The sequence below is a fragment of the Streptomyces yokosukanensis genome (genome assembly GCF_001514035.1).
Taxonomy (GTDB): domain Bacteria; phylum Actinomycetota; class Actinomycetes; order Streptomycetales; family Streptomycetaceae; genus Streptomyces; species Streptomyces yokosukanensis.
Genome location: NZ_KQ948212.1, coordinates 185,632 through 204,157, shown reverse-complemented (window position 1 = coordinate 204,157; position 18,526 = coordinate 185,632). Strand labels below are relative to the sequence as shown.

General features: G+C 72.5%; 16 protein-coding genes and 1 pseudogene. 6 read left to right on the top strand and 11 right to left on the bottom strand.

Annotated elements, in window-relative coordinates; all coding sequences use genetic code 11:
• Positions 1-45: 45 nt before the first annotated feature.
• The 3 genes and pseudogenes from AQI95_RS18740 to cyc2 form a co-directional block, all read right to left on the bottom strand.
• Positions 46-784 (bottom strand): annotated as a pseudogene (locus AQI95_RS18740) (LysR substrate-binding domain-containing protein); the annotation flags it as partial.
• Between the two features lie 187 nt (positions 785-971).
• Positions 972-2,867 carry an O-aminophenol oxidase PhsA gene (gene phsA / locus AQI95_RS18735; protein WP_067124426.1) on the bottom strand — a complete coding sequence of 632 codons (1,896 nt, stop codon included), beginning with the start codon at positions 2,865-2,867 and terminating at the stop codon, positions 972-974.
• Positions 2,868-2,979: 112 nt separating this feature from the next.
• On the bottom strand, positions 2,980-5,163 hold the full coding sequence (gene cyc2 / locus AQI95_RS18730) for a germacradienol/geosmin synthase Cyc2 (protein ID WP_067124424.1): 2,184 nt from the start codon (positions 5,161-5,163) through the stop codon (positions 2,980-2,982).
• Between the two features lie 225 nt (positions 5,164-5,388).
• Between cyc2 and AQI95_RS18725 the strand changes: the two genes are divergently transcribed.
• A complete protein-coding gene (locus AQI95_RS18725) occupies positions 5,389-6,207 on the top strand; it encodes an alpha/beta fold hydrolase (RefSeq protein WP_067124422.1) in 819 nt (272 codons plus the stop codon).
• Positions 6,204-7,466, top strand: coding sequence for a cytochrome P450 (locus tag AQI95_RS18720; protein WP_067124420.1), 1,263 nt, complete (start codon positions 6,204-6,206; stop codon positions 7,464-7,466). The genes AQI95_RS18725 and AQI95_RS18720 overlap by 4 nt, the downstream gene beginning before the upstream one ends.
• On the opposite strand, the gene AQI95_RS18715 is transcribed toward AQI95_RS18720, so the two are convergent.
• Together AQI95_RS18715 and AQI95_RS18710 are read right to left on the bottom strand one after the other, a co-directional pair.
• A complete protein-coding gene (locus tag AQI95_RS18715; RefSeq protein WP_067125026.1) occupies positions 7,459-8,640 on the bottom strand; it encodes a damage-control phosphatase ARMT1 family protein in 1,182 nt (393 codons plus the stop codon). The genes AQI95_RS18720 and AQI95_RS18715 overlap by 8 nt on opposite strands.
• Before the next feature lie 22 nt (positions 8,641-8,662).
• Positions 8,663-9,310 carry a ScbR family autoregulator-binding transcription factor gene (locus tag AQI95_RS18710; RefSeq protein ID WP_067124418.1) on the bottom strand — a complete coding sequence of 216 codons (648 nt, stop codon included), beginning with the start codon at positions 9,308-9,310 and terminating at the stop codon, positions 8,663-8,665.
• A 449-nt stretch (positions 9,311-9,759) separates the two neighbouring features.
• Here AQI95_RS18710 and AQI95_RS18705 point away from each other — a divergent pair, with 449 nt between their 5' ends.
• Positions 9,760-10,590, top strand: a complete 831-nt coding sequence (locus AQI95_RS18705) for a lytic polysaccharide monooxygenase auxiliary activity family 9 protein (protein WP_425264885.1) — start codon at positions 9,760-9,762, stop codon at positions 10,588-10,590.
• Between the two features lie 18 nt (positions 10,591-10,608).
• Here the strand turns inward: AQI95_RS18705 and AQI95_RS18700 are convergent, their stop codons facing one another.
• Positions 10,609-11,262, bottom strand: a complete 654-nt coding sequence (locus tag AQI95_RS18700) for a Tat pathway signal sequence domain protein (RefSeq protein WP_067124414.1) — start codon at positions 11,260-11,262, stop codon at positions 10,609-10,611.
• 132 nt (positions 11,263-11,394) lie between these two features.
• Positions 11,395-11,577, bottom strand: a complete 183-nt coding sequence (locus AQI95_RS18695) for a hypothetical protein (RefSeq protein ID WP_067124412.1) — start codon at positions 11,575-11,577, stop codon at positions 11,395-11,397.
• A gap of 472 nt (positions 11,578-12,049) precedes the next feature.
• Here AQI95_RS18695 and AQI95_RS18690 point away from each other — a divergent pair, with 472 nt between their 5' ends.
• Both AQI95_RS18690 and AQI95_RS18685 read left to right on the top strand, forming a co-directional pair.
• Positions 12,050-12,748, top strand: a complete 699-nt coding sequence (locus AQI95_RS18690; protein WP_067124410.1) for a DUF6230 family protein — start codon at positions 12,050-12,052, stop codon at positions 12,746-12,748.
• 5 nt (positions 12,749-12,753) lie between these two features.
• Positions 12,754-13,206, top strand: coding sequence for a DUF6114 domain-containing protein (locus AQI95_RS18685; protein ID WP_244188781.1), 453 nt, complete (start codon positions 12,754-12,756; stop codon positions 13,204-13,206).
• Positions 13,207-13,364: 158 nt separating this feature from the next.
• On the opposite strand, the gene tatA is transcribed toward AQI95_RS18685, so the two are convergent.
• From tatA to AQI95_RS18670, 3 genes are read right to left on the bottom strand one after another with little or no spacing between them, the layout of a single operon-like run.
• Entirely contained in the window at positions 13,365-13,655 is a 291-nt protein-coding gene (gene tatA / locus AQI95_RS18680) for a Sec-independent protein translocase subunit TatA (protein WP_067124408.1), read from the bottom strand.
• A 56-nt stretch (positions 13,656-13,711) separates the two neighbouring features.
• Positions 13,712-16,237, bottom strand: a complete 2,526-nt coding sequence (locus AQI95_RS18675; RefSeq protein ID WP_107121684.1) for an HAD-IC family P-type ATPase — start codon at positions 16,235-16,237, stop codon at positions 13,712-13,714.
• A 4-nt stretch (positions 16,238-16,241) separates the two neighbouring features.
• Positions 16,242-16,610 carry an ArsR/SmtB family transcription factor gene (locus AQI95_RS18670; protein WP_067124404.1) on the bottom strand — a complete coding sequence of 123 codons (369 nt, stop codon included), beginning with the start codon at positions 16,608-16,610 and terminating at the stop codon, positions 16,242-16,244.
• Positions 16,611-16,779: 169 nt separating this feature from the next.
• Between AQI95_RS18670 and AQI95_RS18665 the strand changes: the two genes are divergently transcribed.
• Entirely contained in the window at positions 16,780-17,235 is a 456-nt protein-coding gene (locus AQI95_RS18665) for a tellurite resistance TerB family protein (RefSeq protein WP_067124402.1), read from the top strand.
• Positions 17,236-17,395: 160 nt separating this feature from the next.
• Here AQI95_RS18665 and AQI95_RS18660 read toward each other — a convergent pair whose 3' ends face one another.
• Complete coding sequence (locus tag AQI95_RS18660) at positions 17,396-18,361, bottom strand: ABC transporter substrate-binding protein (protein WP_067125022.1); 966 nt, start codon at positions 18,359-18,361, stop codon at positions 17,396-17,398.
• Between the last annotated feature and the right edge of the window lie 165 nt (positions 18,362-18,526).

Sequence of the window (18,526 nt, the reverse complement as noted above, 5' to 3'; positions counted from 1 at the left end):
ACTGCGCACACCGGACGATCACCCCACGCACCCCACCTGCCCCGCTCACCCCGCTCGCACCAGCCTCCGCACCACCTCCGCCGCCGCGTCCCGGGGACTTCCGCCGTGGAGGAGTTCCGGGCGGTGGACGACCCGGGGCGCGACGAGCGGGACGGCGATCGTGCCGGGTACGGCGGTCGCGGCCCTTTCGGGCAGCAGGGCGAGGCCGTGTCCGGCGGCGGCGAGGACGGTGAGGGTGTGCAGGTCGGTGCCCTCGTAGCGCAGGGCGGAGCGGAAGGCGCCGCCGCCGGTCGCGGCGCGCAAGGAGCCGAGCGGGAGCGCGGCGTCGGGCGCGTCGAGCCACCGGGTGTCGGCGAGGTCGGCGAGGCGCAGGCCGGTCCGGGCGGCGAGCGGGTGCCCGGACCGGCAGCAGGACGCTCACGGGCTCCTCGGCGACGCCGTGCGCGGTCAGCGGTGCCACATCGGACAGCCGCAGCGGATCGCTCGGCGCGGCCAGCCCGTCGACGAGTCCGAGGTCGGCGGTGCCGGTGGCGACGGCGGCCGGGATCTGCGCGCGGGTGAGCACGCGCAGGGTGACACCGGCCGGCGGGAGGGCGGCGAGGACGCCGGTGCCGAGCGCGGTCGACGTGGTGGCGAGGATCAGCCCCTGCTGGGGCGCGGCGGCGATGCGGGCGACGTCGGCACGGGCCGCGTCCAGCCGCAGCAGCAACGGCGCCGCATGCTCCAGCAACCGGTCACCGGCCGCGGTGGGCACGACGGGCCGCCGGGTCAGCAGGGGCGCGCCCGGCCGGAGCTGGCCGGCGACGGCTCGCACCCGCACCCGCACCCGCACCCGCACCCGCACCCGCACCCGATGGTCCGGGCGCTGGTGCGAGCCGCGGTCGAGCACGCGTCGTCCCGGCCCGCCCGGTCGGCATGACGGCCGCCGCGCCCGAACGCGGGCGCAACCCCGGGCGGGCACGGGCGGCGGCTCAGCCCATCTGCCCCTGGCCATGGCCTTCGTGGCCCCCGCCGTGGCCGCCGTGCCCGGCGCCGTGGTCGAACTTCATGGCCTCGGGCGGCATGACGACGAAGGGCCGCATCATGCCCATGTCCTCGTGCTCCAGCAGATGGCAGTGGTACATGAACCGGCCGTAGGCCCCGTCGAAGCGGCCCATGATCCGCACCATCTGATTGCCCGGCACCCGGAAGACGTCCTTGTTGCCCCGCTCGTTGGGGGCGAGCGGGATCGCCTGGCCGGCGTCGAGGCGCAGGGGCGTACGGGTGCCGCCGACGGCCGGGTCGAAGCCCGAGACGTCGTAGGTGTCCCGGCCGAGCAGCTGGAAGTCGGCCAGATGGATGTGCATGGGGTGGACGATGGGTGCGAGGTTGAGGAAGCTCCACTGTTCGTAGCTGCCCTCGGCGATGGTGAAGCCGAGGCCGTCGTTGAACGTCCGGGAGGTGCGCCGGTACGTCTTCGTGGTGCCGTCGGGACCGGTGACCTGCACGATGCCGTCGGCCGGGAGCTGCAGGCCGCTCGGGTCCTCGACCTCGGTCAGCTCCCAGATCTCCGGGTGGCCGCCGGCCCCCTTGGTGGCGGGCGGGGTGAGCAGGACCATGCGGTGGTTGTGCGGGAGGTCGTGGGTCAGCCTGCGGAAGGACCCGGAGAGCACCTCGGGCAGTTCGAAGGTGTCCTCCTCCAGGGTGTCGCCGACCCGGAACTCCAGGACGGCCGGGTAGCGCACGTCGCCGGCCGCGTCGGGCACGCCGGCCGGCTGGTTGGGCCCCTTGTTCACCAGCCGCAGCGTCCGCCCCGCGAGCGCGCGGAAGTCGACCAGCAGGTCGAAGCGTTCGGCCGGTGCGGCGGTCAGCGTGGGCAGGTCCGCGTCGAAGTCGACCGGCACGGGGCGCGGCAGCAGCCCGCCGTCGCTGCCGATCTGGTGCACGACGCCCGGCACCGGGTTGCCGTCCTCGTCGACGAGCACGAGGTCGAAGATGCGCGCGTTCGAGGCGTTGACCAGCCGGAAGCGGTACCAGGCGGCGTCCACCTCGGCGTACGGCCAGATGCGGCCGTTGACCGTGGTGTACGGGCCGGTGAACGGGAGGGAGACCGGCTTCCCGGTCTCCGGGTCGCTCGGCTGGACGATCACCGTCTTGTGCAGCAGCCGTCCGTTGAGGCGGCCGTCCTCGTCGGTGTCGAGGTTGCGGTCGGCGAGGAGCAGCGGGATCTCCCGGTCCCCCGAGGGCAGTTGCAGCGCGTCCTCCTCGTCGTCACGCAGGAGGTAGGTGCCGTACAGGCCCGTCATCACGTTCCACCGGGTGATGTTCATGGCGTGGTCGTGGTACCACCACTGCACCGCCTGGTGGTCGTTCGGGTACTCCGACAGCTGGGCGTCGCCGTGGCCGACGGCGTTGTCCGCCCAGCCGTCGTTGCCGCCGCCGGTCTGGGCGCCGTGCAGATGGGTCACGGTCCAGGCGGGCAGGGCGGCGACGTCCTTGTTCGGCTCGGCGCCCTCGCGGCCGGGTTCGGTGGTGGCCTGCGGGGTGCCGGGCGTGCGCAGGGGCACCTCGACCGAGGTGACCGGGTACTCGGCGTCCTTCGGTATGCGGTTGGTCCAGGCGATGCGGACGCGCTGTCCGCGCCGCACCTCGATGGTGGGGCCGGGCACATGGCCGTCGTACCCCCACATCAAGGTGGGCGGTAACTGCGGGTGCAGGCGCACCCAGGTCGGGCGCAGGGCGATCTCGGTCTCGCGCAGGACGTCGTCCGCGGCGGGACGCAGGACGGGCGGCACCGTCAACGGCGCGCTGTACGGCGCCAGTTCGTCCGCCGTCGGCGTCTGCTCCCCCGCGGTCGCCTCGGTGAGCCTGTCGATGGTCTCGGTCACGTTCGAACACCCCCGTGTTCACGGTCTGTTGTTCCCTTTACTCCTCAAGACTCCCGAGGGCTCACCGAAGTTCCACGAATGCCCGATTCCGTACGCGAAGATTCCGCGACCGTCAGACCGACGACAGGGCCGGTGCGGCGGACGGCAGCGTCGGTGCGGCGGGTGCGCGGTCGGGCAGGAAGCCGTGCGAGCGGCGGCCGAGCCACTCGGCCTTGTAGCGGTCGACACGGCGGTGCCAGTTCAGGATCCCGGCGAGCCAGTTCTGCAGGTCGACGACGTAGGCGTCCATGGCAGCGCGCCCCTCCCGCGACAGCTCGAAGTCGTCGTACAGGACGGGCAGTTCGTGCGCGATGACGTGTTCGAACTGCTGCATGCGCTGGGTCGTCAGGTCGTGCACGACGCCGAGCGCGGTCGGATAGTCGACGCCGAAGAAGTTCTGCACCACCAGGACGGCGTTGTGGATCTCGCCCTCGTACTCGATCTCCTTCTGGTACGAGAAGATGTCGTTGACGAGACAGGCGTAGTTGACGGCGGCGTTCTCCAGGGAGCGCACCGGGCCGCTGCGGTACACCTCGGGCGGAACGGCGGGGCCGTGGCCCATCCGGCTCATGCTCAGGGTGAGGTCGGAGCCGAAGGTGGCGCGCCGCATCTCCAGGTAGTCCACCGGGTCGGGGATGCGGTTCTGGAGCTGGTTGGACAGCTCCCACACCCAGCTCTCGGTCATCACGTCCACGGACGCCTTGAGGGCCTGCCGCTCCTCGGCGCTCATCCCGGCGGTCGTGCGCGCCCACAGGTCGGTCAGTCCGCGCTCCATGGCGTTGGCCGGGACGACCGCCGCCTCGCCCTCGACGGGCATGCACCGCGACAGCCGGGCCGTGCTCAGCCGCGCGCCGGCCAGGTCCCGGCGGTGGCCGTGGACCAGCGGGTAGTAGTCGTCGGCGTACGTCCCCCAGGCGAGCCAGTGGGCGCTGAGGTCGAGGGCCTCGGGGGTGGCGTCCGGGTCCAGTCCGGCGGAGCACAGCGCGAGGTCGAAGGCGGCGAGCTTGTCCTCGTCCCAGACGCCCTCCTCGAGGATGCCCGTACGGTGCGACCAGGCGAGCAGATTGCGCCGGGCGCCGTCCAGATGGGGGCTCAGGCTCACCTCGTACGGCATGTGGAACTCGGGAAGGATCGAGGGGCCGACCTTCTGGTGGGGCACGTGGGTGTAGGCGCGCAGACGTTCCTGGGCGGCGGAGGCGAGCAGCGCGCCGACGTCGGCGGCCGAGGTGCCGGGGTGGCTCAGGAGCTGCCAGGGCGAGGCGGCACGCGCGCCCTTGTTCATGTAGCGGCTGGAGCGCAGGTGCCATTCGTGGCCGCCGGACTGCCAGTCCTGCAGCCCCTTGGTGTAGGCGGCGATCGCGGCGACCTGGTCCGGGGTGAGGCCGCTGTCCAGGGCCACGGCGGGGACCTCGGTGAGCGCGGTGTGCTCGAACTGGTGCAGGCGCGAGGTGAGGATGTCGTTGACCGTCTCGGCGGCCTCCTGGGTCGTACAGCCGAAGAACGTCTCCAGGACGAGGACGCCGTTGCTGTTCTCGCCCTCGTCCTCGACCTCGCGCTGGTAGGAGAACAGGTCGTTGCGCAGGTGGACGGCGTCGGAGAAGGTCTCCATGAGGACGCGCAGCGGGCGGGTGCCGGCGACGGCGGCGGGCACCTCGGCGGTCGCGTACTCCACGAGCCCCGACGACCAGGGGGCGCCGCCCACCTTGCGGCGCATCTCGATGTACTCGACGGGGTTGGCGATCCGCCCCTCGTTCATGTTCGACAGTTCCCACATCGACTCGTTGAGCAGATGCTCGGTGGCCACGGCGAAGCGGCGGCGCCAGTCCACGGACATCGACGGCACCGTGCGCGCCCAGAGGTCCTTCAGGCCCGCCTCGACGGGATTCTCCGGCTCGGGCACGGGAGCGGCCGGGTCGAGCGGCATGAACAGCGGCAGGCGGTCCAGGTGGGCCTTTCCGGCGGCGCGGTCCTGGGTGCGCTTGAACATGTCGAGGAAGTGGTCGTCGAAGAAGAACACCCACACGTACCAGTCGGTGATCAGCGAGAGAGCGGCGCCGTCGCAGTCGGGGTGGGTGTAGGCGCACAGGAGCCCGTAGTCGTGCGCCTCCAGGTCGGCCTGCTCCCAGACCCCTGAGCCTTCCAGCATGCCCATCTCGCGTGCCCACGCGGTCGAGTGGGCACGGGCCTCGTCGAGGTGGGGGTTGAGCCGCGCGGGATACGGCATGTAGAAGTGCGGGAGTTCGAACGGCTGAGTCATGGCCGGGGCTCTACCCGTGGCACCCGACGGCCATCCGCCGTGCGGGACATGATCACACCATCGCGTGAACCATTCCCGAAACCCGGAACTCCCGTGCCCTGCCCAGGCGTTGATGACCCGGGCGGCAAGGGCGCGCGCCGTCCGACCGTGGCGACTGCGCCCGGCCCGCCCGTGTGCCCCGCGCGTGCCCTTGCCGTGATCCCGTGTGCGGGCCACGGTGGGCGCATGACCTCCTTTGTGCTGCCCCATGAGGTGCACGGCGACGGCGCCCACAAGGTGTTCGCCGTGCACGGCTGGTTCGCCGACCGGTCCGCCTACGCCCCGGTCCTGCCGGACCTCGACCGCGCCGCCTTCAGCTACGCACTGGTCGATCTGCGCGGCTACGGCGACGCGCGGGACACGGCGGGCGCCTACACGACGGCCGAGGCGGCCGGGGACCTGGTGGAGCTGGCCGACCGGCTGGGCTGGGCACGGTTCTCGGTGGTCGGGCACTCCATGGGCGGTGCGGTGGCCCAGCGGCTGGCGGCCGTCGTACCGGACCGGCTGCGCCGGATCGTCGGCGTCTCGCCGGTGCCCGCCTCGGGCGTACCGCTGGCCGGCGAGCAGGTCGCGCTGTTCACCGACGCCGCGCACAAGCCGGAGAACCGCCGCGCGATCATCGACTTCACCACCGGGGGCCGGCGGCCCGCCGCCTGGCTGGACCGGATGGTCGCCCGCTCGCTGGAGTGCAGCGACGCGAAGGCGCTCCGGGCCTGGCTGGACTCGTGGGCGGGCGAGGACTTCCACGCCGATGTCGAGGGCAGCGAGGTGCCCGCCCTGGCCGTGGCCGGCGGGTTGGACCCGGCGCTCTCGCCCGAGGTCCTGCGGCAGACCTGGCTGGCCTGGTATCCGCGGGGCGAACTCGTGGCGCTGCCGTTCGCCGGGCACTACGCCATGGACGAGTGCCCGCTGGAACTGATCCGGGTGATCGAGGACTTCCTGCGGGCCGACGCAGAGGCCCCGGCGCCCGAACCGGTCGGCGCCGGCGAGAGCGGACCGGCGTGAGCGTGCCGGAAGTGCCGCCCGTACCCGATGTGTTCGACCCGCGCCGGTACGCCGCCGGAGTGCCCCACGACGACTACCGCGTGCTGCGCGATCACCACCCGGTCGCCTGGCAGGAGGAGCCGGAGGTGCTGGGCTGGCCCGCCGGTCCGGGGTTCTGGGCGGTGACCCGGCACGCGGACGTCGTGCGGGTGCTGAAGGACGCGACGTCGTACTCCTCGCACCTCGGCGCGACGCAGATCCGCGATCCGGACCCGGCAGACCTGCCGTTCATCCGCAGCATGATGCTCAACCAGGATCCGCCGGGGCACGGGCGGTTGCGGCGGCTGGTGAGCCGGGCGTTCACCCCGGGCCGGGTCGACCGGTTCGCGGCGCTCGCCCGGGAGCGGGCGCGGACCCTGCTCGCCGGTGCGCTGCGGCGGGCGCGGGACGGGGACGGCACGGTGGACCTGGTGCCCTCCGTCACCGACGAGTACGCCCTGCTCAACCTGGCGGATCTGCTGGGTGTCCCGGAGGGCGACCGGCGGCTGCTGCTGCACTGGACGCAGCGGGTCATCGGCTACCAGGACCCGGACGAGGCCGGTCCCCCGGTGCGGGACGCGACCGGCCGGCCGGTCGATCCGCGTTCTCCGGCGAAGCTGAAGGAGATGTTCGCCTACGCGCGGCAGCTGGCCGCCCACAAACGGCGCCACCCGGCGGACGACGTCATGACCACGCTCGCCGCCGACGCTGAACTCACCGACGCCGAGCTGGAGATGTTCTTCTTCCTGCTCACCGTGGCGGGCAACGACACCGTGCGCAGCGCGGCCCCCGGCGGGCTGCTCGCACTGGCGGAACACCCGGCGGCGTACGCGTCGTTGCGCACCGGGAGGATCGAACTCCCCTCGGCTGTCGACGAGTTGTTGCGCTGGCATCCGCCCGTGCTGACCTTCCGCAGGACGGCCGCGCGGGACACCGAGCTGGCGGGGCGGCGGATCCGGGCCGGAGACAAGGTCGTGGTCTTCCACGCCTCGGCCAACCGGGACGAGCGGGTCTTCGCCGATCCCGCCCGGCTCGACCTCGCCCGCTCCCCCAACCCGCATGTGTCCTTCGGCGACGGCCCGCACGTCTGCCTGGGCGCCCACTTCGCCCGGCTGCAGCTGCGGCTGCTCTACGCGGAGGTGCTGTGCGTGCTCCCCGAACCGCGGCTCGCCGCACCCCCAGGGCGGCTCGTGTCGAACTTCATCAACGGGATCAAGTCGCTTCCTCTACAGGTCACTTGAGGGCCACCTGGATCAGTGCGTGGGTGCCGCCGGTGCGCCAGCGGTGACCCTCGGCCGCCACCAGTGCGGCCTCGGTCGCCGCGGACAGGCCGGTGATCACCTCCGACTTCAGGGTGCGCAGCGCGGCGACCGGGCCGGGGAAGTACGCGGTCGGCTCCTGGAAGGGGGTGGTCGGCGGCCACCGCCGGTCGCCCACCAGGCGCCGGTAGTTGAGGTCGCCCTTGAAGACGGTCAGCGTGGCCGCCGCGAACTCGGCACGCAGGTCGTCGGGCATCCGCTCGTACGGCAGCGGGGCGCAGGAGAAGGGGTGGGCGCGCACCGCGAGGCGGCCGTCCGCCGTCGCCGACCAGAGGACGCGCGCGTACTCGCCGGCCGCGCCCGGCGCCGCGCGGAGCCGGTGCAGCGCGTCGACGACGTCGGCGGTCGTGGCGTCGGAGACGTAGTACGGGTACGGCTTGACGTGCAGCACGGCACGCGCGGCGCGGCCCTCGGCGAGGAGGTGGGCGATCAGCAACAGGTCCGGGACGAGTTCGCGGCCCGCGTTGTCCGCGACCAGGACGACGGTGGCACCACCGTCGGGCGGCAGCAGCGACCACAGATCCGCGCTGTCGTCGGCGACCAGTGCGGGAACCGGGTCCTGGGCCTCGGCGCCTTCGGCGGAGAGCCGGAAGCCGAGGTCGGCGCGGTTGCCCCACAGCGAGCCGTGCAGCAGGGCGCGGGCCCGCTCCTGCTCGGGCAGGCCGGGCAGGGCGTCCAGCGCGGCGAGTTCCGCGTCGGTCTCCGGTGCGTCGAGTTCGGCACGCTTGAACGGGCGGAAGGGGTCGATGCCCTGCCAGGCGCCGGGGCCGAACCAGCCGACGGCTTCCAGCAGCCGACGGTAGAAGTAGCTCTCGGACCACAGCCACGGCACGTCGTACCAGGAGTGCCCGGCGCAGTCGGCCAGGCCCCACTCCTGCCACCGGTCCCCGTCCGGGGCATCGGCGGGCAGCGGCTCCACCGCCCCCTCGGCGCAGCTCTTCAGCAGCTCGTCCAGCGCCCGGTGCTGCCCGGGGCCGTACGGGAAGGCGTCCCGCACCTGCCTGATGATCGCGGGGTGCCGCTCGGCCAGCACGCTGTGCGGGAACGAGCCTGGTTCGTCGCCGAGAATCACGGGTGCGAACGGGGTGTCGGCCATGTCCGTCACCGTATCGCCCATGTCAGGCGGTTCTGACCTCCCGCTCCAGCTGCGTGGCGAGCGTGACGTAGCGGGGGCGGCGGTGCACCGGGACCAGGCTGCGGATCAGCAGATGCCACATCTCGGCGACGCGACGCGGCAGCCGTCCGACCGGTTCGAGCGAGCGGCCGGCGACCCGGGTGCCGATGAAGAAGGAGACGAGGGAGTGCGCGACGACGCCGACGTCGAGATCGCCGTGCACATCGGACTCCCGGACAGCCGCGGTGAATTTGCGATTGGCGAACTCCAGCCATTCGGTGAAGGGGTGCCTGAGCGGCGGCCGTACGGCGATGTCGGCGGTGGCCAGCCGCAGCGCGGCGCGGGGCACCGGATCCTCCACGGCGAGCCTGGCGGCCCCGAACGTGGCGCGGATCAGGGCTTCCAGCGAGGAGTAGCCGCGGCTCTCGACCTCGGCGACCAACCGCTGCCCGGCTCTGGCGTTGAGTTCGAGGATGGCCTGGGCGAGGTCCTCCTTGGCCGCGAAGTGGAAGTACAGCGCACCCTTGGTGACCTTCGCGTGTGCGACGATGTCGCTCAGACTCGTGGACTCGTAGCCGTGCCGGTCGAACAGATCGGCGGCGGCCGTGATGATCGTCGCCCGGGTCTGCTCGGCACGTAACTGCCTCGCCATCCTGGGACCCCTCCTCGCGGCTAGAAACGAACGGGACATGCGGTTTCTTCTTAACCCCCTGCACACGATATCTCACCGAGCGGCAGCGAGAGTCCGAGGTGCGGGCCACCGGCACGACACGTGTCAACCGCGTATTCGGAAGCGGACGACGCCTCGTCGGTTCATGGGTGGACGAAACAGGAGACGAGACCAGAACGGCTCCCTCCTTCACTGTTCAACCGTCCTCGACCGTCGCGGGGCGACGGCCGCCGGACCCATGATCGCCACGATACGAGGCCTACGGCCGGCTCCTCAACGGCGCCTCGAAGCAGGCGTGAAACATCCCAAGCGGTCGGTGCTTTCGCGCCCCTGGATGACGAACGCGCCGGTCCGCCTGAACACACCCGTCACCCGCGTCGTACTGGACCCAGCAGACCCCGTTCCCCGCACCCGCCGAGGAGATGCCCCGGATGACTCGGATGACCGCCCGCCTGAGTGTCACGGCGGCCGTCGCGGCGGCCCCGCTCCTGCTCCTGCCGTGGGCGGCGGGGTCCGCCCAGGCACACGGCGCCCCCACGGCCCCGGTCAGCCGGGTCTACGCCTGCTCCCCCGAGGGCGGCGCCGCGACGCGCTCGGCGGCCTGCCGGGCGGCACGCGCGGCGAACGGCGCTCCGTTCACGGCGTGGGACGACCTGCGAGTGGCGGGCGTCGGCGGCCGTGACCGCAGGGTGATCCCGGACGGCCGGCTGTGCAGCGGGAATCTGGCGGCCTACCGGGGTCTGGACCTGGCACGGCGCGACTGGCCGGCGACACGGCTCGCACCCGGCGCCCGGATGACGATGACGTACGCCTCGACGATCGCGCACACGGGGACGTTCGAGCTCTATCTGACCAAGCCCGGTCACGACCCGGCAAAGCCGCTCGCGTGGTCCGATCTGCCGGAGCGACCCTTCGCCCAGGTCACCGATCCGCCCCTGCGGAACGGGGCTTACCACATCGACGCGAGGCTGCCGACGGACCGGACGGGGCGTCAGATCCTCTTCACCATATGGCGGAACAGCAGCACGCCGGACACCTATTACTCGTGTTCCGACGTGGTCTTTTCGGACAAAGACTCGGAAGCGGGGACGGCGCCGGGGGCGGCGAAGGCTGTACAGGGGACTGCGGCCACGTCGGCCCCCACCGCAGGTGGGCGCGCGGCGGGCTCGGGACTCTCGGCGCACATGCTGACGGGCGGCGCCGCCGCGGTGCTGGTGTGCACCGGGGGCGCCGCCCTGGCCATGCGGCTACGACGACGATGAACTCGGCGTCGTCACGGCTCAGTTGACGTAGACGCGGGCGCCGCCGTCCGTCACCGGTGCGTACTTCGCGGTGAAGTAGCCGCTGGCGAAGCAGAGCGACGAGCCGGAGGACTTGGTGAACTGCTGGCTGGTGAAGCCGATGCTGCTGTCGGCGTTGTCCGCCTTCCCGGTGAGGGAGGGCGCCTGGTAGACGCAGGTGATGGTGCCCAGCAGGGTCTTGAGCTTGACCGTGGTCTGGATGGTCGAGCCGCTGGCCGGCGAGACCGTGAGGGTGCCGTCGGAGGCGACCGTCGCCGTGTAGGGCAGGTTGTCGACGGTGATGCTGCTGACGCCGGTGACCCCGGTCACGTTGCTGGTGCAGGAGGCGGCGTCGAAGCTGTGCCCGGTGACGGACTCGGTGGCCGTGCCGGGGGCGGTCGGGTTGCCGGTGACCTTGGCGGTGAACTGGGAGGACGTGCAGGTCACGCCGCTGGTGCCGGTCGCGCTGGAGTAGAGCGTGGCGGACGTGCCGGACGCCAGCGGGGCGGTGAGCGTGTCGCCGGTCGCCGCGGCGGTGCCGCCCGCGCTGCCGGTGGTGAGGACGGCGCCGCCGTCGGCGGAGGCGGGCGCGGCCACCGCCAGGGCGAGTGCGGTGGCGGTGCCGGCGAGGGCGAGGAGGGAGCGGGTACGCATGCGGGTGCCTCTTTCCTGGGTGGGGTCCGGATGAGGTGGGTGGGGAGGGTGGCGGATGGTGCGCGTGCACGTGCGCGTGCGGCATCGGACGGTTGAAGCCGAAGCGGCTCGCACGGTTCATGCCGAGCGGCGTCACGCGGTCGATGTCGTACGGCGGGTGCGGTCGATGCCGTACGGCGGGGTGCGGTCGATGCCGGGCGGCGTCATGCGGTCGACGCCGGGCGGCAGGGCGCGGTGGTGTGCGGGGTGCCGCCGGCGCAGGGCCGTGGCGCCTTCTCCGTACGCGACGGACCGGCGACGGCGGCGGCCGGGCACCGGCCGAAGACCTCGGGGGAAGGCCTTGGACCGGGCCGGCGAGGGCGGGCGGGCACGGCCAGGGGGGAACGGGCCGTGCGCGGCCGCACTGATGAGAGCGGTTTCCGCGAGCCGAGGTGAGCGGCCGACGTGAGCGTGCCGGGAATCGCGGCCGCTGCCGCTCGTCGGATCCGGCGCCACGGATCCGTGAAGCAGGGCAATTTGTAGACCTGATGAACAGTCAACGTCAAGGTGCATTAAGGCAGTTGCTGGGTTTCGGTCGCAGGCCGCGCACATCCGACACCCTCTTTTCACATCTCCCTTGACCCCCCGAAGTAACCGGCGGTAACTTCGGCGGAAGGCTACTGCCGCGTAACGAGAAAGCCCTTGCTCCGCCGGGGTGCGAGGAGGCGTACGCGACAGCCGCTGTCCGCGCCAGGACACGCGCCACTGAAGCTCAGCCCCGCATTGATCCATGCCCATGGGAGCAGACATGGCCTCGTCCCCGGACGTCTCGTCCGCCGGCAACACCCCCGAGAACCCGGGAAACGGTTCACCCTCCGAAGCTCCGCAGACCGCCGGGACCACCACCGGCGGCGAGCGACGGGGCCGGGTCCGGGCCCGCCGGGCCGCGGTGATGGCGGTGCCCGCCACCCTCGTCGCCGCCGGTCTCGCGGTCCTCACCGCGCAGGGGGCCCTGGGCGTGCAGTTCGCGATCTCCGGCATGCCCTTCACGGTCACCGCGAAGGAACTGAAGGGAACCGGTTTCGAGCAGTTCGGCGGCCTCGACAACATGGCGGACGGCAGCCCCAACGCCGGGGACACCGGCGGCCAGGTGCTGATCGTGACCTCCGCCATCAAGAACGCGACGCTCGACAGCCTGTGCCAGAGCGTCGACCTCGGCGGCACCAACCTGCTCATCACCGCGGGCAGCGGCGCGACCAAGGTGACGGCGAGCGACCTGACCACCGACTCCACGCAGCTGTCCGGCGACGCGGCGTTCAAGAACATCGAGATCGGCAACGACGCCAGCACGCTGGACAAGGCGCGTGTGAAGGGTCCGATCGGGGTCTTCAGCCAGCAGGCCGACACCGTGCGCATCGCCAACCTGCGGCAGACCAACTACGCGACGACGGCAGGTGTGTTCAAGCTGCCCGGCCTCAAGCTCCGCTTCAGCGACTCGGGCTGCTGATCGCGGTGGCCGACCGTCCACGCCGGGGCGCACGGGCCGCGTTCCGCAGCTGGCGGGCCCGCCGCCCGTTCTGGGGCGGGCTGCTGCTCGCCCTGGCCGGCGGCGAGATCCTGCTGACCGAGAAGGCCTCGCTGAAGGTCGTGATGCACATCGGCATGCAGGGGCTGGCCGGGTATCTGCTGCCGACGCTCATGGCACTGCTGGGTCTGCTGGTCCTCTTCAACCCCGCGCAGCGGCTCTTCTACTCCATCACCGGCGTCCTGCTCTCGCTGGGCACCTGGATGACGTCCAACCTGGGCGGTTTCTTCGTCGGCCTCCTGCTGGGCGTCACCGGCAGCTGCCTCGCCTTCGGCTGGCTGCCCGACCAGGAACCGCGCGTGAGCCGCCGCAAACGCCGCAGGCAGGCGAGGGCGGCGGCGCTGGCGCCGGCCGACGGGGCGGAGGGCACGGCCGCCTGACGGAGGTGGGGCGCCGTACCGTACGTCGCATCCCTACGCCGCGTCCGACCGGCCATCCGCCCGGTCCGTCCGACCGCCCGCCCGTCCGCCCATCCGTCCGTCCGTCCGTCCGTCCGTCCGGCGGCCGAGTCCCGTATCGCGCCCGCCGGTTCCTCCCGTCAGCCCGCGGTGACGATCGGCTCGGCGGGCGCCGTCGGCTGCTGCGCCGTACCGGCCTGCGGCGCCGCGCGGACCTCGCTCGACTGCAGGACCTGGGACGGCTCCACGGCCGGGTCGGCCGGACTCTCGGTGCCGTTCTCCTCCTTCATCGCCTTGGCCTCGCTCTTGAGGATGCGCATGGACTTGCCCAGGGCCCGCGCGGTGTCCGGGAGCTTCCGGGAGCCGAACAGGACGAGGAACACCACCGCGACGATCAACAGGTGCCAGGGCTCGAGTCCGTTGCGGAGCATGGCCGCCCCCTTCTCATGAATGCTTGCCGTCTTGCGCAACTGTACAACCTGCGCTGTCAGACGCCACGGCGGACCTTCGCCACGGTGAGGGCCAGCGCGTACAGGCCGAGGACGGCGGCGAGCAGCAGGTGGTACGCGGGCGGCAGCGCGGTCATGCCGAGTGCCGCGCCCAGCGGACTGGGCGGTACGGCGAGTCCGACGGCGGCGAGCAGGGCCGCGGCCCAGCCGACCGGTCCGGGCCGGCCGCCCCGGGCGAGCCGTCGGCCGTCGCGCAGGAGCAGCATGACCAGCGCCTGCGTGAGCAGGTTCTCGGTGAACCAGGCCGAGTGGAAGACGGCCTGGTCGTCCAGGGCGTCGGGGCCGTCCAGGGCGAGCGCGAGGACGCCGAAGGTGGCGAGGTCGGCGACCGCGTTGAGCATGCCGAAGCCGGTGATGAACCGCAGGAAGGCGGGGGGCCGCAGCACGGTCGGCCGGCGCAGCTCGACCGGGGCGGGGCGGTCGTGGGCGAAGGCGAGCTGGGCGGCGTCGAAGCACAGGTTCTGCGCGAGCACCTGGACCGGGAGCATCGGCAGGAAGGGCAGCAGCAGTCCGGCGGCGAGCATGGCGAGGACGTTGCCGAGGTTGGAGGAGAGGGTCACGCGCAGATAGGCGGCGATGTTGGCGCTGCTGCGCCGGCCCGCGGTGACGGCGTGTCCGATCGCGGTGAGGTCCTTCTCGGCGAGCACGACGTCGGCGCTCTCCCGGGCCACCGCCGCGGCCGCGCGCGGCGCGATGCCGACGTCGGCGGCGAGCAGCGCCGCCACGTCGTTGACGCCGTCCCCGAGGAAGCCGACCGTGTGCCCGGCGGCCCGCAGCCCGGAGACGACACGGGCCTTGTCCTCGGGAGTGCAGCGAGCGACGACCACGGTGCCCCCGCCCGGGAACGGGCCGGCGCCGCCCCCACGCGTACCGGCACCGGACCGCGCCTCGTCCGAGTCGGTCGGTGCCGTCCGTGTCTCGGCCGGGTCCAGCCCCAGTTCCCGGCAGACGCGGGTCGCGGTCGCGGGGTGGTCGCCGGTGAGGATGTGGACCTGGACGCCCAGGTCGGTGAGGGTGCGCAGGGACTCGGCGGCGCCGGGGGCGAGTTCGTCGTGGAAGGTGACCAGGCCCCGGAAGGCGAGGGCGCGTTCGTCGGCGGGGGTGTAGGGGCGGGTGCGGGAGGGCCGGTCGGCGGTGGCGACGGCCAGCACGCGGTGCCCGGTCGCCGCCTCGCGCGCGGCGAGCGCGAGCAGCCGCTGCCGCTCGGTGGCCGACAGCTCGCAGCGCTCCAGGACGTCCTCGGCGGCCCCCTTGGTGATCAGCAGGTGGTGGCCGAGCCGGCCGGCGACGACGGCGGTGGCGAGGCGCCGGCCCGGCGCGACGGGCAGCGCGGCGATCCCGTCGTACTGCTCTCCCACGGCTTCCGCGAGGTCGAGCAGGGCCTCGTCGAGGGCGTCGGGGGCGGGAAGTTCGGTGAGTTGCAGCGTCCACCAGGCGCTCACGGCCGCCCAGCGCAACACCTCCGGATCGTCCCGGCCGTCGGGGCCGAGGGAGCGGGCGACGACGGGGCGGTCCAGGGTGAGCGTGCCGGTCTTGTCCACGCACAGCACGTCGATGGCGCCGAGGTCGTGCAGCGCGGGCAGCCGCCGCACGACGACCCGGCGGGTGCGGGCCAGCAGCGCGGCGCTGCGGGCGAGACACGTGGTGACGATCACCGGGAGCATCTCGGGGGTGAGCCCGACGGCGACCGACACGGCGAACGGCAGGGTCTCCAGGCCCCGGCCGCGCACCGCCGCGCCCGCCATGAGCACCAGCGGCGGGGTGAGCAGCATGAACCGGACCAGCGCCCAGGCGATGCCGTGCACGGACCGGTCGAAGGCGCTGGGTTCGCGCGGCTGCGGCGTCCGCCCGGCGGCGGCGTACCGGGTGTGCGGCCCGGTCGCCACGACGACGGCGGTGGCGCTGCCCGCCACGACCGCGCTGCCCTGGAAGCACAGACAGGAGTCGGTGTCCGGCTCGGGCAGGTCGGCGGCGGCCTTGGGCACGGGCGCGGACTCTCCGGTGAGCGCGTCCTGGCGCACGGTCAGTCCACGGCTGCGCAGCAGTCGTACGTCGGCGGGGACGAGGTCGCCGGGGCCCAGGCGGACGACGTCGCCGGGGACCAGGTCGGTCACCGGGACCTCGTGGGCGCGCGGGACGGCGTTGTCGTCGGTCCGGCGCAGCACGGTGGCGGTGCCGGCGACCAGTTCGCGCAGCGCGGCGAGCGAGCGGTCGGCGCGCCGCTCGCCGGTCGCGCGCAGCGCGCAGCTGACGGCGACGAGCGCGAGGATCACCGTCGCCGTGCCCCAGGAGGCGACGAACGCCGAGACCAGGCCGAGGGTGAGGAGCACGGCGGTGAACGGTTCGCGCAGGCCCCGCAGAGCGCGCCGCAGTACGGAGGGGGTGTGCGGACGGGGCGGGACGTTGTCGCCGTGGGCGGCGAGCCGGGCGGCGGCCTCGGCGTCGGTGAGTCCGCGCGGGCCGCTGTCCAGGCGCCGCAGCACCTGGAGGGACGTTCCGGTCACCGGCTCAGAGGCCACGGAGGCGGCGGGCCGGGGCCGCGGCGGCCGTGTCCCGTTCGGCGAGCCGCCCGACGAGCAGGCGTACGACGTCGACCACGGCGGCCTGTCCGTTGGCGTCCACGAAGTACACCTGGCGGCGGCCCTCGCGGCGGGAGCGGACGAGTCCGGCGAGCTTCAGCTTGGTCAGGTGCTGGCTGACAGCCGGCAGAGCGCCGCCCACCCGCTCGGCGAGCCCGGTGACGTCGCTCTCCCCCTGGATCAGCGCCCACACGATGTGCAGCCGGGCGGGCGAGGCGAGCAGTCCGAAGGCGGCGGCCGCCTCGGTGAGCACCTCGGCGGAGGGGTCCTGGTGTCCGGTGCCCGGCGCTGTCACCACGGTCGCCTTCCTCTGGTGTCGTATGTGTCGAGCCGTGTTCGCGCGGCGCGAGGGGAATCAGTCTAGGTCGGCAGGAACTTCCCGGGCGTCCCGTTAGTTTCTACGGTGCTGTAGAAGTTGCCGCCGGTGTGCTGGGGGAAGCCGCCGGCCGTTGATACGAGGAGTGCGCATGGCCCTGTGGGACCGCGTCAAGGAATCCGCGTCGCAGATGCAGACCCAGCTGGTGGCGAAGAAGAACGACCTGAAGAGCGGCGCGTTCCGCGATGCGAGCATGGCGATGTGCGCGCTCGTGGCCGCCGCGGACGGGACCGTCGACCCGTCCGAGCGGCAGCGGGTGGCCCAGCTCATCGCGACGAACGAGGTGCTGCAGAACTTCCCGGCGGACGACCTCAGGCGCCGCTTCGAGGAGAATCTGAACAAGCTGACGACCGACTTCGCCTTCGGCAAGGTGAGCGTGCTGCAGGAGATCGCCAAGGCGAAGAAGAAGCCGGCCGAGGCGCGGGCCGTGGTGCAGATCGGCATCGTGATCGGCGGCGCGGACGGCGACTTCGACAAGACGGAGCAGGCCGTGGTGCGCGAGGCGTGCTACACGCTGGACCTGCCGCCGCACGAGTTCGACCTCTGAGCCTGGCGGACCACGCGCGGCCGGCCGGACCACGCGCGGCCGGCCGGATCAGGCCGGCCGGCGCAAGGCCGCCGACGTCGAGCACGACGCGGGCGCTCCCGGAGTACGGGTGCACCCGCGTCGGCACGTCCGGTCCGCAGTCGTACCGACGGACAGGGCGTCAGGAGAGACCGGCGGACTTCAGCCAGGCCTTGGCGACGTCCAGCGGGTCCTTGTTCTGGGCCTGCACCTGGGTGTCCAGGTCCAGCAGGGTCGCGGTGTCGAGCTTGGCCGAGACCGCGTCGAGCGCGTCGGCGCCCTTCTGCGACAGGGCGCCCTTGTGGACGAGCGGCTGGACGTTCTCGAAGCCGAACAGGTTCTTCGGGTCCTGCAGGACGACGAAGTTCTCCTTGGAGATGGTCGGGTCCGTGGTGAAGATGTCCCCGGCCTGCACGGCGTCCTTCTTCAGCGCCGCCTGGGTGAGCGGGCCGCCGGCGTCCAGCGCGCGGAAGGACTTGAACTCCAGGCCGTAGACGTCCTTGAGGCCCACCAGGCCCTGGTGCCGGGTCTGGAACTCCGGCGAGGCCCCGATGACCAGGTCCTTCGCGATGTCCTTCAGATCGGCGACGGTCGACTTCTCGGTCAGGTGGTACTTCTTCGCGGTGGCCGCGTTGACCGTGACCGAGTCCTTGGACTGCGCCGCCGCCGGCTTGAGCAGCGTCAGCGTGGAGTCCAGCTTGGCCTCGATGGCCGTCGTGGTGGCGTCGGTGGTGGTCGGCTTGGCCTTCGCGTCGAGGTAGGCCAGCAGCGCGCCGTTGTACTCCGGGAGCACCTTGATGGAGCCGTTCTTGATCAGCCCGTAGGTGGTCTCGCGGCTGCCGATGTTCGGCTTGTACGTGACCTTGATCCCCTTGGCCTTGAGGGCTTCGCCGTAGATGTCGGCGAGCAGGGTGCTCTCGGGGAAGTTGTTGGATCCGACGACGACCGTGCCGTCGGCGGCCTTGCCGTCGTCCGTCAGGGGGTTGCCGCCCGACGTGTCGTCCTTCGAGGAACAGCCCGCCAGCAGAGCCGTGGCCGCCGTGAGGGCGACCACCGCCGCGCCTCGGTTCCTCCGGATGGACCTGCTGATGCGGTTGGTGGAAGTCACCCACAGATCCAATCCAGCCGGTTCTTCGTCAGTCAAGTTCCACAGATCACCGATTGGCCTCGATCTGCGATCGGTTGTGGGCGGATAGCGGTCGCTTCGTAATGGATTCTTGATGAAAGGCGCGCCGAGCGGGCCATCAAGAGGACGTAGTCTCGGGGCAGTTGA